The organism is Acetobacterium sp. (assembly GCF_036508315.1).
Lineage (GTDB): Bacteria > Bacillota > Clostridia > Eubacteriales > Eubacteriaceae > Acetobacterium.
Genome location: NZ_DATCHP010000053.1, coordinates 1 through 19,279, shown reverse-complemented (window position 1 = coordinate 19,279; position 19,279 = coordinate 1). Strand labels below are relative to the sequence as shown.

Below are 19,279 nucleotides of genomic sequence, written 5' to 3'. Positions count from 1 at the left end.
GGAGAAAATGGTGTGGTAGGCGAAAAGGGAAACCGGATCAATGCAACCAATCCCTGTTCTGAATATGCCTTCCTGGATGACACCGCCTGCAATCTGGCATCCATAAATATTTTCCGGTTTTATAACCCTGATGACAATAGTTTTAGAACCGAGGAATATGTTCATTTAGTGGGATTGATCCAGTGCACCTTGGAAGCTTCTATTTATCAGGGACAGTTTCCGACAAAAGACGTTGCAAGAAAAAGCTATTTATTCAGAACAACGGGTCTTGGTATTGCCAATGCAGCATCTTTGCTTCTTGCATTAGGATACCCCTATGATTCACCTGAGAGCCGAACCCTGATTGCAAGTATAACAGGTTTGATGACTGGGGTCTCTTATTACGTTTCCGGATTAATGGCAGAAAAAGTTGGCGCATTTCCAATGTATGCCATTAATGAATCACATATGAAGAAAGTCATTCGTAATCATAGCCGGGTTGCCGGTGCAAGAACCGATGGCTATGAAGGACTTCATTATGAACCATTAAAGATTAATCATCCGCTCTTGAAAAAAATGGGCTTCAATGCAATCAGCCGTCAGCTTAAAGAAGCATGGCAACTCGCGGAGGAAGCCGGGGAAGCCTATGGTTATCGCAATGCTCAGGTATCGGCAATAGCTCCCACAGGCACTATTTCTTTTGCTATGGATTGTGGCGCAACCTCAGTGGAACCTTTTTATAATCATGTGGTTTTCAAAAGACTTATTGGCGGGGGTTCCATGGAAATGGTGAACCCGGTGATGGAAATTGCTCTGGAAAATTTAGACTACAGCTCCCAGGAAATCAGTGATATCCTGACTTACATGATTGAAAAAGACGACAATGGCTTTTGCCTCCATGAAGGCGTCGAAGGCGCTCCCCATATTAAATCAGAACATATACCTATTTTCGATACTGCAAATACCATTGCTCCGATGGGTCATGTATTAATGGTGTCAGCCATTACGCCAATGATCAGCGGTTCCGTTTCAAAAACCGTTAATCTGCCGAATGACGCAAGTGTTGAGGATGTTGAAAATATTAATTTATTGGCGTATCGGACCGGAACCAAGGCCATTGCCATTTATCGGGATGCCTGTAAAGCATCCCAGCCTTTGAGTTCAGGAATGGCAGAAGACTCTGAAAAATCGCTTGAGGATTATACCTACGATGAACTTCTCAAACTGGTAAAAGAAGGATCCAGTAAAGTGCCTAATCGTATTCGCCCGGAAGGTATGCGTTTAAGCCGAACCCATGCAGCAAAAATAAGTGATATTGAGCTTTATATTACCATCGGGTTTTATGAGGATGGCGGTATTGCTGAAATTTTTGTTTCAACAGACAAAGAAGGAACCGTGGTCAAGGGTTTACTGGCATCGCTGTCCAAGTCTATTTCCAACATGCTGCAGTACAATATTCCACCGGATCAGATTTCTAAAATGCTTCGTGGTCAAAAATATGAACCTTCGGGTTTTGTTTCACGCCATCCCTATATTAAATTTGCGTCCTCAATTTCAGACCTGATCAGCAAGGTTCTTGACATTGAGCATGGAGATTTTTCGAATTGTCAGGTTAAACCTAAAGTCTTTACCATGATGAACCAGGCAAATCTTGTGCATAAGTCAATGTCTGATGGACATGCGGTAACAGAATACAATAAAAACACTCAGGCAGAAACCCTTTATGGTGAAACATGCAGCCAATGCGGAAGCGACAGAATGATGCGAAACGGCACTTGCAAGATTTGTTTAGACTGTGGAACAACCACCGGGTGCAGCTAAACCATAAAAAGTATTTTGATGTTTGGTGTTTGTTTGATATAATAAACAAAGTTACAAGGCTTAGGAGGTTTTAATGCGAGAAAAAATAAAAGATGCACAAACCATTGTTGTGAAAATGGGGACGACATCAGTCACGCATCCCAATGGAACCCTTGATTTTAAGAAGTTGGATAACCTCGCCAGAGTATTAACCGATCTTGAAAATAGTGGTAAGAGAATGGTTCTTGTTTCGTCAGGTGCCATTGGCGCCGGTATGAATCGTATGAATATGAAGGAACGCCCCAAAGAACTGAGGGAAAAACAGGCGGCTGCTTCTGTGGGACAGGGATTGTTAATGCAGATTTACCATAAGTTTTTCGATGAGTACAATCAAACCGTGGGTCAAATCTTATTAACCAAAGATGTGTTCAAGCATTCTATTAAACGTAATAATGCGATGAATACCTTTAGTGCTCTTATTGAACGGGGAATTATTCCCATTGTCAATGAGAATGACTGTATCGCCACTGATGAAATTTTAGAGGAATGCTTTGGTGATAATGACATTCTTTCGGCAATGACAGCAGATATTGTGGGAGCCGATCTTTTGATCATTTTATCAGATGTGGCTGGGCTTTATGATGCGAATCCATCATTGAATGAGGATGCCAGACTCATTAAAACAGTGACAACTATTGATCGTAATATTATGAAAACTGCCGGGTCTGCCGGCTCCTGCCAGGGAACAGGCGGCATGGTTACAAAGTTAAAGGCAGCAAAGCACGCTACAGCATGTGGCATTGATATGGTCATTGCCTCAGGAGAATTATCTAATATCCTTTATGAAATATTAGCAGGCAAAGAGATCGGAACTGTATTTATCAGCGATAGTGTAAAAAAAAATAAAATGATTGGTTGACCCAGTCATATTTGGAGGGTTACATGTTAAAAAAAATATTGGTCGGATTATTTGCAATTACAGCAGGAATGTTAACAGTTTTTGGTGGCATCTATTTTGTTGAAAAAAGAAGAGAAGAGGCCCTTGGCGGAAAATTAATGCGGGTTAATTATCTTTTTACTAAAGATTTTGAAGATTAGGCAAGGGGTAAACTATGCCGAAGGTATTTATCTTTACAGCATCCACCGGTGCTGGCCATAATTTAGCAGCACAGTCTTTAAAAGAATCCCTGGATGAAGCTGGTATGAACACAGAGGTTTATGATGCTTTTAAAGAAAGCAACGTAACCCTTGATCGCCTGATCACCAAAGGGTATGAGCAAATAGTGATCAATGTTCCAAAACTCTATGAACAGATGTATAATCAGTTTAATAATATGAATCGCTTCCAACAAGGAATTTTCCAGGTGCTGACACGAATTATGAACCCGGAAATTGTCCCCTTGATTCGTGCCGGCAATCCTGATTTGATCATTACTACCCATCCCTTTGTTACCAATGTTCTCGGGACACTTAAAGAGCATCATGCCTTTGATGTACCGGTTTTATCAATCGTCACCGATTATAAGATTCATACCCTTTATCTCAAAAAAATGATTGATGCTTATATCGTAGGCAGTGACTATACCAAGCAAACTATGATCGATAAAGGGATTGCCCCTGATATTATTTATCCCTATGGCATTCCTATTCGGCAAACTTTTCTTAAAAATAATCGTCTTGATCCCAAGGAAAAAACAGATATAGCCGGAACCATTTTATTAATGGCCGGAAGTTTGGGAACCAAACAAATGGAAAAAGCCTTTTCCTCTTTGCTAAAAGTCAGGGACAAGATTCGAATCATTGTCGTCTGTGGTAAAAATGTGAAAATCGAGAAGGAGATTCGCAATATTAACAGCCGGGAACCATCAACAAATAAGATTGTGGAAATCCATGGTTTTGTTAACAATATTTCAGAATTAATGGATATGTCAGATGCAATTATTTCTAAACCAGGAGGACTAACCTCCACCGAAGCCATTGTTAAAAATATTCCGATGATTATTCCATTCTATTACCCTGGCCAGGAAGAGGAAAATGCGGATTACCTGGTCGATGGTGGCATGGCCATTAAAGTGAACAAGATTAAGGATCTGACCTCCATGGTTGATTTCTTATTTGAAAATAAATATATTATCAAACGGATGTCTGAGAATATGTCTGAAGAAGCTGCGAAACACTCCATGAGTAAAACCATAGAGCTATGTCAGGATTTAATAAAACACAATAAAAAAAGACTATTGAAATCAGCAGGTGAGTGAATTATGAAAAAAGAAATGTCGAAAACATATAACCCAAAAGAAGTTGAAGATAAAACCTATGCACACTGGGAAGAAAAAGGGTATTTTAAACCTGAGGTTCATCCCCAGGGTAAACCATTTACCATTGTTATGCCGCCACCAAATATTACCGGTCAGCTCCATATGGGACATGCCTTTGACGGAACCCTTCAGGATGTATTAACCCGATATAAACGGATGGATGGCTATGCTGCTTTGTGGCTGCCGGGAACGGATCATGCAAGTATTGCCACCGAGGTTAAGGTTGTCGATAAACTTCGTGAAGAAGAAGGCAAAACTAAAAAAGATATTGGCCGGGATGCCTATATGGAACGTGCCTGGGATTGGGCCCTGACTTATAAAACACGGATTACCGATCAATTAAAAAAACTGGGCGCCTCCTGTGACTGGAGCCGGGAACGCTTTACCATGGATGAAGGATGCAGTAAAGCCGTGAATGAAGCCTTTGTCAATCTTTATAATAAAGGCCTGATTTATAAAGGAAGCCGGATTATCAACTGGTGCCCTACCTGTAAAACCGCCTTATCTGAGGCTGAGGTCGAATATGCGGAGCAACAGGGACATCTTTGGCATATTAGATACCCACTTGTAAACAGCGAAGGATATCTGACAGTGGCTACCACACGACCCGAAACCATGCTTGGGGATTCTGGAGTGGCTGTCCATCCGGATGATAAGCGGTATCAGCACCTGGTTGGGAAAACGGTGATACTGCCACTGCTTAATAAAGAAATTCCCATTGTTGCAGATGACTATGTGGATATTGATTTTGGAACAGGCGTTGTTAAAATGACTCCGGCCCATGATCCCAATGATTATGAAGTAGGGCTTCGTCATAACCTGGAGCAAATTCGGGTTATTAACGATGATGCCACCATGAATGATCTGGCCGGTATTTATAGTGGCCTGGATCGTTATGAATGCCGTAAAGCAGTTGTCAGGGACTTAGAAGCTCTGGGTCTGCTGGAAAAAATCGAGGAACATCAACACAATGTTGGCGGCTGCTACCGTTGTTCCACCACCGTGGAAACAATGACCTCCGAGCAATGGTTTGTAAATATGAAACCGCTGGCAAAACCGGCACTGGAAGCGGTCAGAAATCGGGAAACTGAATTTATTCCCGATCGTTTCAGTAAAATTTATTACAATTGGATGGAAAACATCCGGGATTGGTGCATTTCACGGCAGTTGTGGTGGGGACATCGCATTCCCGCCTATTACTGCGATGATTGTGGGGAAATGATCGTTGCAAAGGAAACACCCATATCCTGTCCAAAATGCAGCGGTTCTCATTTTACCCAGGAAGAGGATGTCCTGGATACCTGGTTCAGTTCTGCGCTTTGGCCTTTTTCAACATTGGGCTGGCCAGATGATACACAAGATTTAAAGAAATTCTATCCAACCACAGTGCTGGTTACTGGGTACGATATTATCTTCTTTTGGGTCGCCCGGATGATTTTTATGGGTATTAACGAAATGGGCGAAACCCCCTTTAAGGATGTTTATATCCATGGGCTGGTCAGAGATTCCCAGGGACGAAAAATGAGTAAATCACTGGGAAATGGGATTGATCCTCTGGAACTGATTGAAACCTACAGTGCCGATGCCCTGCGGTTTACCATTATCACAGGAAATTCCGCCGGAAATGATATCCGTTGGCAGGATGAAAAGGTTGAGTCCAGCCGAAACTTCTTAAACAAGATCTGGAATGCCGCCCGATTTGTTCTGATGAATCTTGATGATGATATTATGGATAAAAAGGATGAGGCCTTGTCTCATCTTGAAAATACAGACAAATGGATTTTAAGCCGAATGAACACCATCGTTCAGGAAGTGAATCATAATATGAGTAAATATGAGCTGGGGATTGCCGCATCGAAAATTTATGATTTTACCTGGAATGAGTATTGCGATTGGTATATTGAACTGGTGAAACCGCGACTGTATGGGGAAGAAGAAAAAACAAAGATATCAGCCCAATATACATTAAGAGTGGTTCTGGATACCATACTTCGGTTATTACATCCGTTCACACCATTTATTACTGAAGAAATTAATGGCTATTTACCAGGAACCACGGTCGACATTATGGTTGCCCAGTGGCCGCATTTTGATGAATCCCTTGATTTCCCGGAGGATGAAAAACAAGTCGTATTTTTAATGGAGGCCATCAGAAGTATTCGAAACATTCGGGCGGAAATGGATGTGCCGTATTCTAAAAAAACCCAGCTCTTTATTATTTCGACAAACAAAAGCCTGATCAAACTCATGGAAGAATCACTTCTGTATTTTGAAAAGATGGCTTCGGTTTCTACCATTAAGTTCATTACAAAAAAAGAAATCGAAGAAAACTTTGTTTCGGCAGTGCTAGAGGATATGGAGCTCTTTATTAATTTGGATGAATTGGTTGATAAAGAGAAAGAAATTGCTCGACTGACCCACGAGGAAAGTAAACTGCAAAAAGAAATTGACCGCTTAAATCAAAAACTTTCCAACAAAGGATTCATCGATAAAGCACCGGAAAAGGTGGTTGATATTGAACGTGAGAAACAACGGGTATATATTGAAACAATGGATAAGGTAAGGGAACGTTTGGCTTATTATCAAAAATAGGCCTTTCATCTATTCCAATACTGTGCTAAAATACATTCAAAGAATTTACACACTAAAAGGAAGTGATTCAACCCAAGGATTTATCCAATCGTTAATGTGGGAAACATTTCCCTGATTGGATGGCAAGGTAACTTGGAGAAAGACCTTTATTTCTTAATGTTTGTTTAATAAACAAGCCCTTGGAAATAAAGGTCTTTCTATTATTTAAGGAGGAATTTAAGTGGAAAGTAAAGAGAGCTTTTTAAGCTCACCCGAAGAAATTGAAGAAATAGTTGACATTAATCCATTAACAGGATTAAGTACAAGCCAGGTTCAGGAAAGAATAAAAATCCATGGGAAAAATAAAATGGATGAAGGTAAAAGAAAAACCTTTGCGGTGATGTTTGTCTCTCAGTTTAAAGATTTTTTAATTATTGTACTTTTGATAGCAGCTGTTGTTTCAGGAGCGCTGGGAGAAATCAGTGATGCTGTTCTGATTCTCATTATTGTTATAGTTAATGCCTTAATAGGTGCCATTCAGGAAAAAAAGGCTGAAAACTCCATGGAAGCCTTAAAGAACATGACGATTCCAGAAGCAAAGGTCTTGAGAAACAGTCAGCGTGAAATTATAAAATCTGAAGACCTGGTTCCGGGAGATGTTGTCTTTTTGGACGCCGGGGATTTTGTACCAGCAGATGGTCGTTTGATTGAGGAGGCCTCGTTAAAAATTACAGAATCCTCATTAACCGGGGAGTCCATGCCCGTGGATAAATCAATCGAAGATATTAAGGATCCAGAGACGGGTCTGGGAGATCGTACAAATTCGGTATATATGAGCAGCCTGGTGAATTACGGTCGGGGAAAGTATATCGTAACAGCGACAGGAATGAAATCTGAAATCGGTAAGATTGCGGGAATGATACAGGGAACAATAACCATGCAAACCCCTCTCCAAAAGCGGTTAGAGGAGTTAGGCAAGGTTTTGGCCATTGGTGCAATTGTAGCTTGCGCTTTAGTTTTTATTATTGGACTCATTCGTGGTGGGGATCCCTTATTATTATTCCTGACAGCTGTGAGTCTTGCAGTTGCCGCAATTCCTGAAGGTTTGCCTGCGGTTGTTACCGTGGTTTTGGCCATTGGTGTTCAAAGGCTGGTAACTAAAAATGCCATTATCAGAAAACTTCCAGCGGTTGAAACTCTGGGATGTGCGTCTGTTATCTGTTCAGATAAAACAGGGACCTTAACTCAAAATAAAATGACGATTAAAAAGGTTTATATTAACGACACCATTATCGATACCGCGGACTTAAACGAAAGGTCATTAAATGGGCCTGAAAAAATGGTGGCACAAATTGGACTGCTTTGTAATGATGCGTTCATTGTTACCGGGAAAGACGGACTCCAGGAAATTGGTGATCCCACTGAGGTGGCCATGGTGGCCTTTGCCGGATCCTTGGATTATGATAAAATTTCTGAAGAAAAAAAATACCCGAGAGTGAGTGAATTACCCTTTGACTCTGAGCGAAAGCTCATGACCACCGTTCATAAAATCGGAGAATCCTGGTACAGTTTCACCAAAGGGGCACCAGACGTTATGATCGCCAGAGTTGGACATGTTTTTATGAATGATGCGATTCTTCCCATAGATGATTCAATTGTTGAAAAGATTCATGTCAGTAATGAGTCTCTTTCCAATGATGCTTACCGGGTGATTGCGTATGCTTATAAAAAATATGATGAAAGCCCGGAAATTTCTTTTGAAGAGTTGGAACATAACCTTATCTTCTGTGGAATGACCGGTATGATTGACCCACCAAGAGAAGAAGTGAAAGATTCAATTCGAATTTGTAAAAAAGCAGGCATTAAAACGGTGATGATCACCGGTGACCATAAAAATACAGCCGTGGCGATTGCAAAACAATTGAATCTATTTGAAGAAAACAGTTTAGCTCTCACCGGAGTTGAGCTGGCAAGACTCAGTGATCAGGAGCTTAGTGATAAAATAGAACATATTGCAGTGTATGCAAGGGTAGCTCCTGAGCATAAAGTAAGGATCGTCGATGCCTGGCAGAAAAAAGGTGAGGTCGTTGCCATGACCGGTGATGGTGTCAATGATGCCCCAGCGCTTAAAAAAGCAGATATTGGTTGCGCCATGGGAATCACCGGTACCGATGTTTCCAAGGAAGCTGCAGAAATGATTTTAACAGATGATAACTTTGCTACCATTGTGTCAGCTGTGGAAGAAGGACGGGGGATTTACGCCAACATTAAAAAAGCCATCCACTTCCTTTTATCCTGTAATATCGCCGAGATTCTGATTCTGTTTATTGCAACACTGGTTGGCTGGGTACAGCCGCTGCTGCCGATTCATATATTATGGATTAATCTGGTTACCGATAGTTTACCTGCTCTTGCCTTAGGTGTGGAAAAAAGTGATCCCGGTATTATGAAGGAAAAACCAAGAAGTCTGAAAGAAAGCGTTTTTGCCCATGGTTTAGGGGCACGTATTATTTTTCAGGGGATTATTCTTGCGGCCATTACATTATCCGTTTTTCATTTTGCATTGCTTAATTACAGCGTCGAAGTTGCAAGAACCATGTGTTTTGCGGTATTGGCATTTTCCCAGTTAACCCATGCCATCAATGTTCGATCTCAAGAGAAATCCCTTTTTGGTTCGGGGCTTTTTACGAATCGATATTTATGGATCGCCCTGGGATTATCCTGTGCCCTCCAATTAGTGGTATTATTAATTCCTTCATTACAAACCATTTTTCATGTTGCCAGTATGAATAGCATCCAGTGGTTTATTGTCATCATTGCTTCCCTCAGTCCTTTAGCTGTTGTAGAGTTTACAAAGCTTGTGGGACGCATACTCAGAAAAAAGCTGAAACTTAGAAGAGCGTAAAAAAATCAAAAGGAGGCTGTTGCAAAATTTTGCAACAGCCTCCTATGCTTTATTTTTTATTGGGTAAGGGTATTAAGTACAGAGGCGTAAAGTTCCTGGGTGTTAGCCTTCCAGCGGTCACAAATATCAAGAGCAAGTTTTAAGGTAGGTGCGTTAAAATTAATTTCCATGAGTAAACAATTATTTTCATGTAATTTTAATTGGACAAGATAATCGGAGCCCCCATTTTTTTGATAGTTTGCAGTGACCTTAACTTCTTTAAAAATCTTTTCTCTGTTTTCCTGAAGATAAAGGTTAATCATATCCATAATGTAAGTGGGAATCTTGTTTTTAAAAACCTTAAGGGTTTCTTTTCCAATGGGTGTGATTGTAAGAACTGATTTACCATCAAAAGCCAACGTCGAAAGAAATTCATCCTTTAACAGGTCATCAATATACAGCTGAATATCAAAATAACTGATTTGCAAATTTTCAATCACAATCAGTGCGATTTGTTCCCGGGTGAGGGAAGTATTGATTTGTTTTAAAACATATAATATAATGAGCTTATTTTCAGCCTGTTGCTCAGAATTAAAAAGCATTGTTACCACCACCTTTGTTTATTGTATAAGTAGTGATATTGTACCATATCATGAGGATAAATTGGTTATTTCTAATGAAAAAGAGGAAAATATGGAAAAAGCAAAAGTAAAATCAACCACGGCAACACCTGAAAAAATGGGGAATCTCAAAGAATCATTGATTGATCTGGGAAAGTCTTTGGGTGCCACAGAGCTGGGTTTTGCAGACATCGAATGTCTGCCTGAAGATAAACGACTGGGGTTTAGTAAAGGGATTACTGTCATCGTTCGGCTTTCCGATGGTATCCTCAATCAAATAGAAGACGAACCTACCCAAACCTATTTTAGCCATTATCGAAGCGTGAATCGTCTTATTGACCTGATTACCCTAAGGATTCTTTTGCTGCTAGAGGATCAGGGATATCCATCCATTGCTATTCCGGCATCCCAGTCAGTATCCGATCCCAATGATCCATATATCGGCGCCTTTCAGCACAAAACAGGAGCAGTGTTAGCCGGAATGGGATGGATTGGTCGAAGTGCCTTATTTATTCATAAAAAACATGGTCCGAGAATTCGCATGGGAACGGTATTAACCAATGCACCTCTGAGTACCGGGTTGCCCACCACAGAAAGTTCCTGTGGTTCCTGCAGGGCCTGCGTTGCAGCCTGTCCGGCTATGGCCATTGAAGGATGTCTGTGGGAACCCGGAATGGCTCGAAATGAACTCTATGATGCTTACAGCTGCAGCAACCATATGAAGGTTGTCTATCAGCATATCGGCAGAGGAGCGGTGTGTGGATTGTGTATGGTCGCCTGCCCGGTGGGGAAAAGTTGAAATTCAGGGCTAAAATACATTTATTAAAGCATCAGCTTGAAAAAAAACCTTAAATAGGTTTTTTTTTATGGTAAAATATTATATAATAGGAAGATAGATCTGCCGGCTAGTTTTGCGGGCAGTTTTTAAATTGTAAAGAAACAAGTGAGAAGCCAGTGAAAAAATTTATAATCGAAGGTGTGCTTGAAAATAGCATACTGGATGAAATGGAAATTGAACCAGGGGATAAGCTGATATCAATGAATGGGACACCGATTATAGATGTTCTGGATTATCGCTATTTAATGGCTGAGGAGGAATTATTATTAGAGGTTGAAAAACTGGATGGTGAAATCTGGGAGCTTGAAATCGAAAAAGATCTTGATGAAGATCTGGGAGTTCTGTTTTCAGAGGAAATGATTCATACAAAAACCTGTAAAAATAATTGTATATTTTGCTTTATTGACCAGTTGCCTAAGGGAATGCGAGAAAGTCTGTATGTGAAGGATGATGATGAACGTCTGTCTTTTCTCACTGGAAATTATATTACCATGACGAATCTTACCAGGGCGGAAATGGAACGTATTATCCGATACCGGATTATGCCCATGAATTTATCCATTCATACCACTAACCCGAACTTGCGCTGTGAAATGCTTAATAACCGTTTTGCCGGGGATGTGATGGATTACCTGGAAGCTTTTAAAGCCAATAATATTCAAATGAATGGACAGATTGTGCTGGTCCCCGGCTATAATGACGGCGAAGAACTGGTCAAAACATTGGCGGATTTAAAGGAATTTTATCCCACCCTCCAATCTGTTTCGGTGGTGCCGGTTGGAATTTCAAGGCATCGACAGGGGCTTCAAAAAATTGATGGCTTTGATCAGGCCAGTGCTCAAAGAACGTTAAAGATTATCGAAAAAGTCCATAATGAAATGGAAGAAATCCATGCTGAAGGTTTTGTCTATGCCAGCGATGAGTTTTTCCTAAAGGCCAAAGCCGTGATCCCGGACCCATCCTATTATGACAGTTTTCCTCAAATTGAAAATGGTGTAGGAATGCTGGCGGATTTTGAAGAATCCTTTAATATCGCACTGGATAAGTATGAAAAAGCAGCTTTAAAGAAAACAAGTTTTCCAAAAATTGGGATTGTCACCGGAATGGCTGCCGATTCCTATATTTTAAGTTTAATCAAAAATATGAAAAAACGGATTCCCGCCATTGATGTGGTTGTCTACCCAATAAACAATGATTTTTTTGGAGAAGATATTAGCATTTCCGGTTTAATAACAGGTCAGGATATGGTTAAGCAATTAGAAACAAAAGTATCTTCAAGAGATTTATTGCTTATTCCTGAAAATGCACTCAGAAGTGGGTCGAACATGTTACTGGACGATTGGACACTGGAAACCCTTAGTGATGCGCTGCAAGTGCAGATTAAAGAGGTGCCGGTTAATGGCGAAAGCCTGATTCTAAGAATAATAAGTGAGGAATAATAATTATGCCAAAGCCAATTGTAGCCGTGGTTGGACGCCCGAATGTTGGAAAGTCGACCCTGTTTAATAAATTAGTCGGAGAACGAATAGCCATTGTAGAAGATACCCCAGGGGTTACGAGAGACCGGATCATTGCTGATGCAGAATGGCTTAACCACCATTTTACCCTCATTGATACCGGCGGAATTGAACCGCATACCAAGGATGATATCCTGTTGCAAATGCGTATTCAAGCTGAAATTGCCATTGATATGGCGGATCTGATCATCCTGATGGTTGATGGACGTGAAGGAATGACCGCGACCGATCTAGAAGTTGCAAACATGATCCGTAAGCATGATAAAGATGTTTTGCTGGCGGTTAATAAGGTGGACAGTAAAAATCTGGAAGCCAGTATTTTTGAATTTTATAATCTTGGTTTAGGTGAACCCATGGGAATTTCAGCCGAACAGGGCCTTGGCCTTGGGGATTTCCTTGATGAAGTTATCGACCATGTAAAGAAATATTACAGTGAAGAAGAGGTAGAAGATGACCGCTTAAGAATCGCAGTTATCGGAAAACCAAACGTCGGAAAGTCAACCCTGATCAATAAAGTTTTAGGGGAAGAGCGACTGATAGTCAGTGATATTCCCGGAACCACCCGGGATGCCGTTGATACCAATGTTCGTTATGACGGCCAGGATTATGTATTAATCGATACCGCCGGACTCAGACGAAAAAAGAAAATTTATGAAGACATTGAACGTTACAGTATTGTCCGGGCCATTGCCGCAGTGGAAAGAAGCCAGGTCGTTTTAATTATGATTGATGGTTCTGAAGGGGTCACCGAACAGGATGCAAAGATTGCCGGCATCGCCCATAATCGATCAAAGCCTTCCATCATCATCGTTAACAAATGGGATGCGGTTGAAAAAGATAATAAAACCATGAAAAAACATGAAGAAGATATCAGAGATTTACTATCTTTTATGGATTATGCTCCCATCATCTTTATTTCTGCCAAAACAGGGCAGCGTTTAGGTAAAATATTTGAAACCATTGAGTTTGTTAAAGCTCAAAGTGCCAAACGTATTACCACCGGTAAGCTCAATGAAGCCATGGCAGAGTTTGTCCTCATGAAACAACCACCATCCAAACATGGACGACGATTACGACTTTATTATTCGTCTCAGGTTGCTATCAATCCACCAACCTTTGTTATTTTTGTTAATGATGCAACGCTGGTACATTTCTCTTATCAACGTTATTTGGAAAATAAAATCAGAGAAACTTTTGATTTCTTTGGTACACCAATTAATGTATTTATCAGAGAACGGACAACGGAATATTAAGTCGATTATTGACAAAGTTATGTCAATCGTTTATAATGGAACAAGTTAAAAGGGAGTAGTTAAACAATAAAGTCAACAGACTGGCTAACGCCTGGCTTTATAGACCTGAATGGTAACGAGACTTTTAGCGCGATTTATTTCGCGCTAGGGGTCTCTTTTTATTTGCCGGGAAATGGAATAATTCCGTTTTATCATAGGATTAAAAATTAAAATGCGGAGGCAACATGTGAATTCTTATCAGGAAAAAAAGATTGAAACTCTAAAACGGCTGGGAACAGATCTGGAAATAGGTTTAAACGACAAAGAAGTCATGGTGAACAGAGAAAAATACGGGAGTAATTCTTTTACCAGGGAAAAAGGAAAATCAATTTTAAAAAGAATCGTGGATGCCACAAGTGAGCCCATGATTATTATGCTTTTAGTGGCGGCGATCATCACGCTGGGTGTTAACTTAGTTCAATTATTTAGCGGCGGGGAAACCAAGTTTATTGAGTGTATCGGTATTTTTGTGGCCATTTTCCTGGCAGTGGGCATCACTGTTCTGATGGAAGGTAAAAGTGAAAAAGCATTTGAAGCCCTGAACGCCATAAAAGAAGATATTCAGGTGAAGGTATTAAGAAATGGCAGTATCACAGAGATTTCACAAAATGAACTGGTGGTAGGCGACATCCTTGAAATCGCCACCGGCGATATGATTCCTGTGGATGGACGACTCATAGAATCCAGCAGCCTCCGGGTGGATGAATCAAGCCTGACCGGAGAAAGTCTGGCGGTAAAAAAAGATGAATCCCTTATTTTCAAAGATTCGAAAACGCCTGTGGCAGAACGTGCCAACATGCTTTATTCCGGGTGTTTTATTGCCGAAGGCTCAGGAAAGTTCATTACCACCGCCGTTGGAGACCGTACCGAGTTTGGAAGCATCGCAAGGGAACTCTCAAACACCGATAAAGGCACGACACCCCTTCAGGAAAAAATGAATCGTCTTGGAAAAATCATTACCATTCTGGGTTCCACAGCCGCAGCCATTGTTTTTACTATTCAACTGGCTATTTTCTGGGCCAACGGCACCTTTAATCTGGATACGGTATCCGAAGCTTTTATTACCAGTATTGTCCTGATCGTAGCAGCAGTGCCGGAAGGGCTGCCAACCATTGTGGCGGTTTCTCTTTCCATCAATATTATTAAAATGGCCAAAGAAAATGCATTGGTGAAGAAACTCATTGCCTGTGAAACCATTGGATGTATCAATGTGATCTGTTCCGATAAAACAGGAACCCTGACCGAAAATCGCATGACCGTAACCAATATTTTAGAGGACAATGAAATCATCAAGCCGGGAGATCTTAGAAGCTCACATTTAATTGAAAATTTCTGTGTGAATACCACAGCTCATATTGATTATCAGGATGAGAAACCTCATTTTATCGGCAGTCCCACCGAAGGGGCTTTGCTGATGGCCTATACCAGGTCTTTGGGAAAGGTCTCCGAACATGAGAGTGACTATAGGGTGGTGAGAGACCAGCATGAAAATATTTTCACCTACCCATTTACCTCAGAAACAAAAAATATGACCACGGTTATAAAAAGTAATACAGATTACGTGGCCTATTCAAAGGGCAGTCCCGAATCAATTTTCAGACAATGTGAGTTTATTCGTGTTGGCGGGGATGTTGTGCCCATGACAGCCGAAATAAAAAAGAATATTAAAAAAACCATGGTTGACTTTCAATCCCAGGCAAAACGTGTTTTGGCATTTTCCAGCAAGGTCATGACAACCGCACCGGACTTTTCAAATGATCGGGAAGCCATTGAATCGGGAATGGTTTTTGACGGCTATGTGGCCATTACCGATCCTCTCAGAGAAGAGGTACCGGATGCTGTGAAAAGGTGTCGTTTAGCAGGCATTGATTTAAAAATTCTGACCGGCGATAATATTATCACCGCCAAAGCCATTGCCCATGATTTAGGAATTCTCGAAAATGATGATCAGGTAGTCGAATCCCGTGAAATTGAAGAACTGTCAGACAGTGAGTTACTTAAACGGCTTCCAAACATCAAGGTCATTGCCCGAAGTACACCGGTTATTAAAATGCGGGTGGTTAACGCCTTAAAAACTCTGGGAAATGTGGTGGCTGTTACCGGAGATGGTATTAATGATGCTCCCGCCATTAAAAACGCCGATGTGGGAATTGCCATGGGTATTTCCGGCACAGAGGTATCTAAAGAAGCCAGTGATATTGTATTACTGGATGATTCCTTCTCGACCATTGTCAAGGCCGTTCAATGGGGCCGAGGCATTTATGAGAATTTCCAACGGTTTATCCAATTCCAGTTAACCGTTAATGTCTCATCGGTTATTGTCGTGCTTGTTTCTATCCTCATTGGCATGAAGTCGCCATTCACAGCACTACAGCTTTTATGGGTCAATATCATTATGGATGGGCCTCCGGCATTAACCCTGGGACTCGAACCCATCCGTGAGGATTTAATGCGGCGCCAGCCCATATCCCGGGATGCCAGCATTGTGACCAAAGGCATGCTTGGAAGGATTGCATTTAACGGAATCTATATTTCCATTATATTCATGCTCCAGGCAACCACAAACTTCCTCCAGGGCGCACCCGGGGAAATGGCAAGTATTCTATTTACCATGTTTGTTGTCATGCATTTATTTAATGCCATCAACAGCCGTGAGCTGACCGATACCAGTGTCTTTGTGAATTTTGGAAAGAACCGGCTCATGCTCATTGTTTTCGGACTGACCTTATTATTACAGGTATTCATTACCCAGTTCGGTGGCGTTTTATACAACACCGTACCACTGGACCTCATGATGTGGCTGAAAATGATTGGCCTCGGATTAAGCGTGGTTGTAGTTTCTGAAATTGTGAAGTTTTTTAAAAGAAAAATATTCGGTCAAAGAAAAGTGTACATTGAAGTATAAGACGTTAATCTCAAACCACACCCACAGCAGTAAAATGCTTTGGGTGTATTTTTTATCACAAGGAGTGCGATCGGAGTTTAAATAAACTTATTCAATAAAGTTGAAATTTATTGACAAAACCTCTAAAATCAATTGCCAGTTACCCCCAAAAGCGGTAAAATTGTAGATACGTGAAAAGAGATAATAACAAAGAATAAAACGGCTGAATGTGCCGTATCAATAGAGATAGTGAGTAACATATGGAAAACAACAATTCAGAAAAAACAATCGTAAAGCTTGACTTAACCACCTTGGAGAAAAAATTGTGGGGCGTGCAGATATTCTAAGAGTAACTCTCAGCTCAATCCAGTACATGGAATATATATTCGGCATGCTGTTGCTCAAACGGATCAACGATCAGTTTGCGGCAGAGCAGGAAGACAAGCAGAAGAAATTTAAGCATCTGCATACAGTTGGCGCTTATTACTTAAGTTGTTGAACTTAGCCTATTGAGATAGCCAGTTCTCAAGAAATGGTGCCAGGTTCAATTGAACTTATGATTGAACACGAAAGAACTGCCCCCGAGCATCGTCCAGGCGAATACTCAAGAAATTTTACTAAATACAAACATAATAATAGTCATTGCTATTTAGTTTTAAGTGACCTAATTGGCATGGAAAAGAGAAAGACATGGAATTAATTTACATTTGGATAAATCAAACTAAAAATAAAATCATCAACGATTGTGGAGTTTGTTTTAATAAAGCCTATGATATCAATTTTGATAAAAACAGTCATGTGTTAAATATAAAAAAAGATCATGAAAATATTGGTTTGTTAACAGATGAAATAATAACAGGTGTCTCTGCGATTGTTGGGAACAATGGTTCAGGTAAAACAACAATACTAGATTATATTTTTAATCTTTCATTAATGCAAGCAAAAAAGCCTACTTCAGGAAACGAACGAATTAGATCTGAAAAAGAAACAATTCAAATTTTTGTGAATAATTCAGTTGAATCTGAAAAAATCTATGTATATCATAATTTGACCTCCAAAATCAAATTAGAATTAGAGAATTTGTGTGAAGATGATATAACAGAATGCGATATTAATTTATTAAATCACGAGGATTACATAAAAACATATTTTAATGATTTGCACCCAAATTCCACATCAAGGATTTTTCTCACAAATAGTGGTCAGAAATCTAATTTTACACATGAGTTTGGCGATGGGAAAGAGCATAATGCTAGCTTAAATCCTAAAACAATTGAAAATTTATCTTATATATTTTACTCATCAAAGACTCAAATGGAATTTGGTTATAATGTGAATAATCTATTTGATAACTTTCAGAAATTCGTAATAAGGTCGCGTTCTACGGAGACCTTTCAATCACTTTTGGATATCCGCTATTTTAATAATTTGGCTAAAAAAAACAAGGACAGCTTGGCAAAAAAAATAAAAAGCATCAACTTATCGGTAACATCAATTTTGAATAATTCTAAAGAGTATTTAACCGGATTTTCACAAAAGGCATTAGGTGCAGATAAAGAGTGGGAATCAGATATGAAAAAAGAAATTGAAAAATTTATCACTTATAGTCCTCAAGATGAGTGGGGATTTATCAAATCAAATCAAATAGAAGATATGCTTAAAAAATTTAGACTTATTAATAATAATTTTGAAAAGTCGAATATAATTTCAACGTTACTTATAAATTTATTATTTGAATTGCGGTGCTGTGGTGTTATCAGTGATGGAGAAATAGATTTATTAAAGAAAAAAAATCAAATTAAAGAATTAAAAAAAGTTATTAATTTCAACATTTTAAATTATAATGATGAATATTTAAAATCATATTATAAAAAAGCAATGAAGGAAATAGAGGAGTTTGAAGATGTTTTATCAGCAACTTCCTGCATTGGTGATAATCTAGGTATTATAAAATTACCATGTGATTCACATACTGGATTAAACGAGGACGGTTCAGAAAAATCTTGGATAAAGGTTTATGAATATATTGAAAAATATACCAATTCTGGTAGTTTCTTTGTATTGAAATATTTGAATGTTGATATTGAAGATATGTCATCAGGAGAACGGGCCATATTAAATTTTTTTTCATGGCTAAATATGATTCCTTTTTTCGATTTAATTAAAGGTTTGAAAAATGGTGTAATTAATAGAAATGTTATTATTTTGATAGATGAAATTGATTTATATTGCCATCCTGAATGGCAGCGTCGTTTTATAAATGTTTTTTTAAAAGAGTTAAAAGAAGAATTTGCAGAAAAAGAAGTGCAAATAATTTTTACAACGCATTCACCAATAATACTATCAGATATTCCAAATGACAATGTCATATATCTAAAAAGCGGAAAAATAGCAAATGAAAAAAGAGAAACATTTGCACAAAATATTTATACTCTTTATAATGATGCTTTTTTTCTTGAAGATACTATGGGTGAACGTTCAAAAAAAATAATTACAGAAGTAAATGATAATTTGTTAGATCTTGAATCTGATAATCAAAAAAAGTATTTAAATCCAGATTCATATAAAAGTAAGAT

12 protein-coding genes and 1 pseudogene are annotated in these 19,279 nt (G+C 39.4%); 12 read left to right on the top strand and 1 reads right to left on the bottom strand.

Features of this window, described 5'->3' with window-relative positions:
* The 6 genes and pseudogenes from VIK44_RS06660 to VIK44_RS06635 all read left to right on the top strand — a co-directional run.
* A pseudogene (locus VIK44_RS06660) lies at positions 1–1,800 on the top strand (ribonucleoside-diphosphate reductase); the annotation flags it as partial.
* Positions 1,801–1,873: 73 nt separating this feature from the next.
* Positions 1,874–2,698 (top strand): glutamate 5-kinase, encoded by an 825-nt coding sequence (gene proB, locus VIK44_RS06655; protein ID WP_331553069.1) that lies wholly within the window; start codon positions 1,874–1,876, stop codon positions 2,696–2,698.
* Between the two features lie 23 nt (positions 2,699–2,721).
* The gene (locus VIK44_RS06650; RefSeq protein WP_331553068.1) at positions 2,722–2,877 is read left to right on the top strand and encodes a stress-responsive transcriptional regulator PspC; all 156 of its coding nucleotides are present in this window, start codon (positions 2,722–2,724) and stop codon (positions 2,875–2,877) included.
* A 14-nt stretch (positions 2,878–2,891) separates the two neighbouring features.
* Entirely contained in the window at positions 2,892–4,037 is a 1,146-nt protein-coding gene (locus VIK44_RS06645) for an MGDG synthase family glycosyltransferase (RefSeq protein WP_331553067.1), read from the top strand.
* Positions 4,038–4,040: 3 nt separating this feature from the next.
* On the top strand, positions 4,041–6,689 hold the full coding sequence (locus VIK44_RS06640; protein ID WP_331553066.1) for a valine--tRNA ligase: 2,649 nt from the start codon (positions 4,041–4,043) through the stop codon (positions 6,687–6,689).
* A gap of 220 nt (positions 6,690–6,909) precedes the next feature.
* A complete protein-coding gene (locus VIK44_RS06635; RefSeq protein ID WP_331553065.1) occupies positions 6,910–9,573 on the top strand; it encodes a calcium-translocating P-type ATPase, PMCA-type in 2,664 nt (887 codons plus the stop codon).
* 56 nt (positions 9,574–9,629) lie between these two features.
* On the opposite strand, the gene VIK44_RS06630 is transcribed toward VIK44_RS06635, so the two are convergent.
* A complete protein-coding gene (locus tag VIK44_RS06630) occupies positions 9,630–10,154 on the bottom strand; it encodes a DUF4364 family protein (RefSeq protein WP_331553064.1) in 525 nt (174 codons plus the stop codon).
* 91 nt (positions 10,155–10,245) lie between these two features.
* Between VIK44_RS06630 and VIK44_RS06625 the strand changes: the two genes are divergently transcribed.
* From VIK44_RS06625 to VIK44_RS06600, 6 genes are all read left to right on the top strand, one after another.
* On the top strand, positions 10,246–10,971 hold the full coding sequence (locus VIK44_RS06625) for a 4Fe-4S double cluster binding domain-containing protein (RefSeq protein ID WP_331553063.1): 726 nt from the start codon (positions 10,246–10,248) through the stop codon (positions 10,969–10,971).
* 155 nt (positions 10,972–11,126) lie between these two features.
* Positions 11,127–12,449 carry a DUF512 domain-containing protein gene (locus VIK44_RS06620; protein WP_331553062.1) on the top strand — a complete coding sequence of 441 codons (1,323 nt, stop codon included), beginning with the start codon at positions 11,127–11,129 and terminating at the stop codon, positions 12,447–12,449.
* A gap of 5 nt (positions 12,450–12,454) precedes the next feature.
* A complete protein-coding gene (gene der, locus VIK44_RS06615; RefSeq protein ID WP_331553061.1) occupies positions 12,455–13,780 on the top strand; it encodes a ribosome biogenesis GTPase Der in 1,326 nt (441 codons plus the stop codon).
* A gap of 226 nt (positions 13,781–14,006) precedes the next feature.
* Entirely contained in the window at positions 14,007–16,724 is a 2,718-nt protein-coding gene (locus VIK44_RS06610) for a calcium-translocating P-type ATPase, PMCA-type (RefSeq protein WP_331553060.1), read from the top strand.
* A 304-nt stretch (positions 16,725–17,028) separates the two neighbouring features.
* A complete protein-coding gene (locus tag VIK44_RS06605; protein WP_331553059.1) occupies positions 17,029–17,202 on the top strand; it encodes a type I restriction-modification system subunit M N-terminal domain-containing protein in 174 nt (57 codons plus the stop codon).
* Positions 17,203–17,393: 191 nt separating this feature from the next.
* Positions 17,394–19,279: AAA family ATPase (locus VIK44_RS06600; protein ID WP_331553058.1), on the top strand; the 1,886-nt coding region annotated here is incomplete at its 3' end.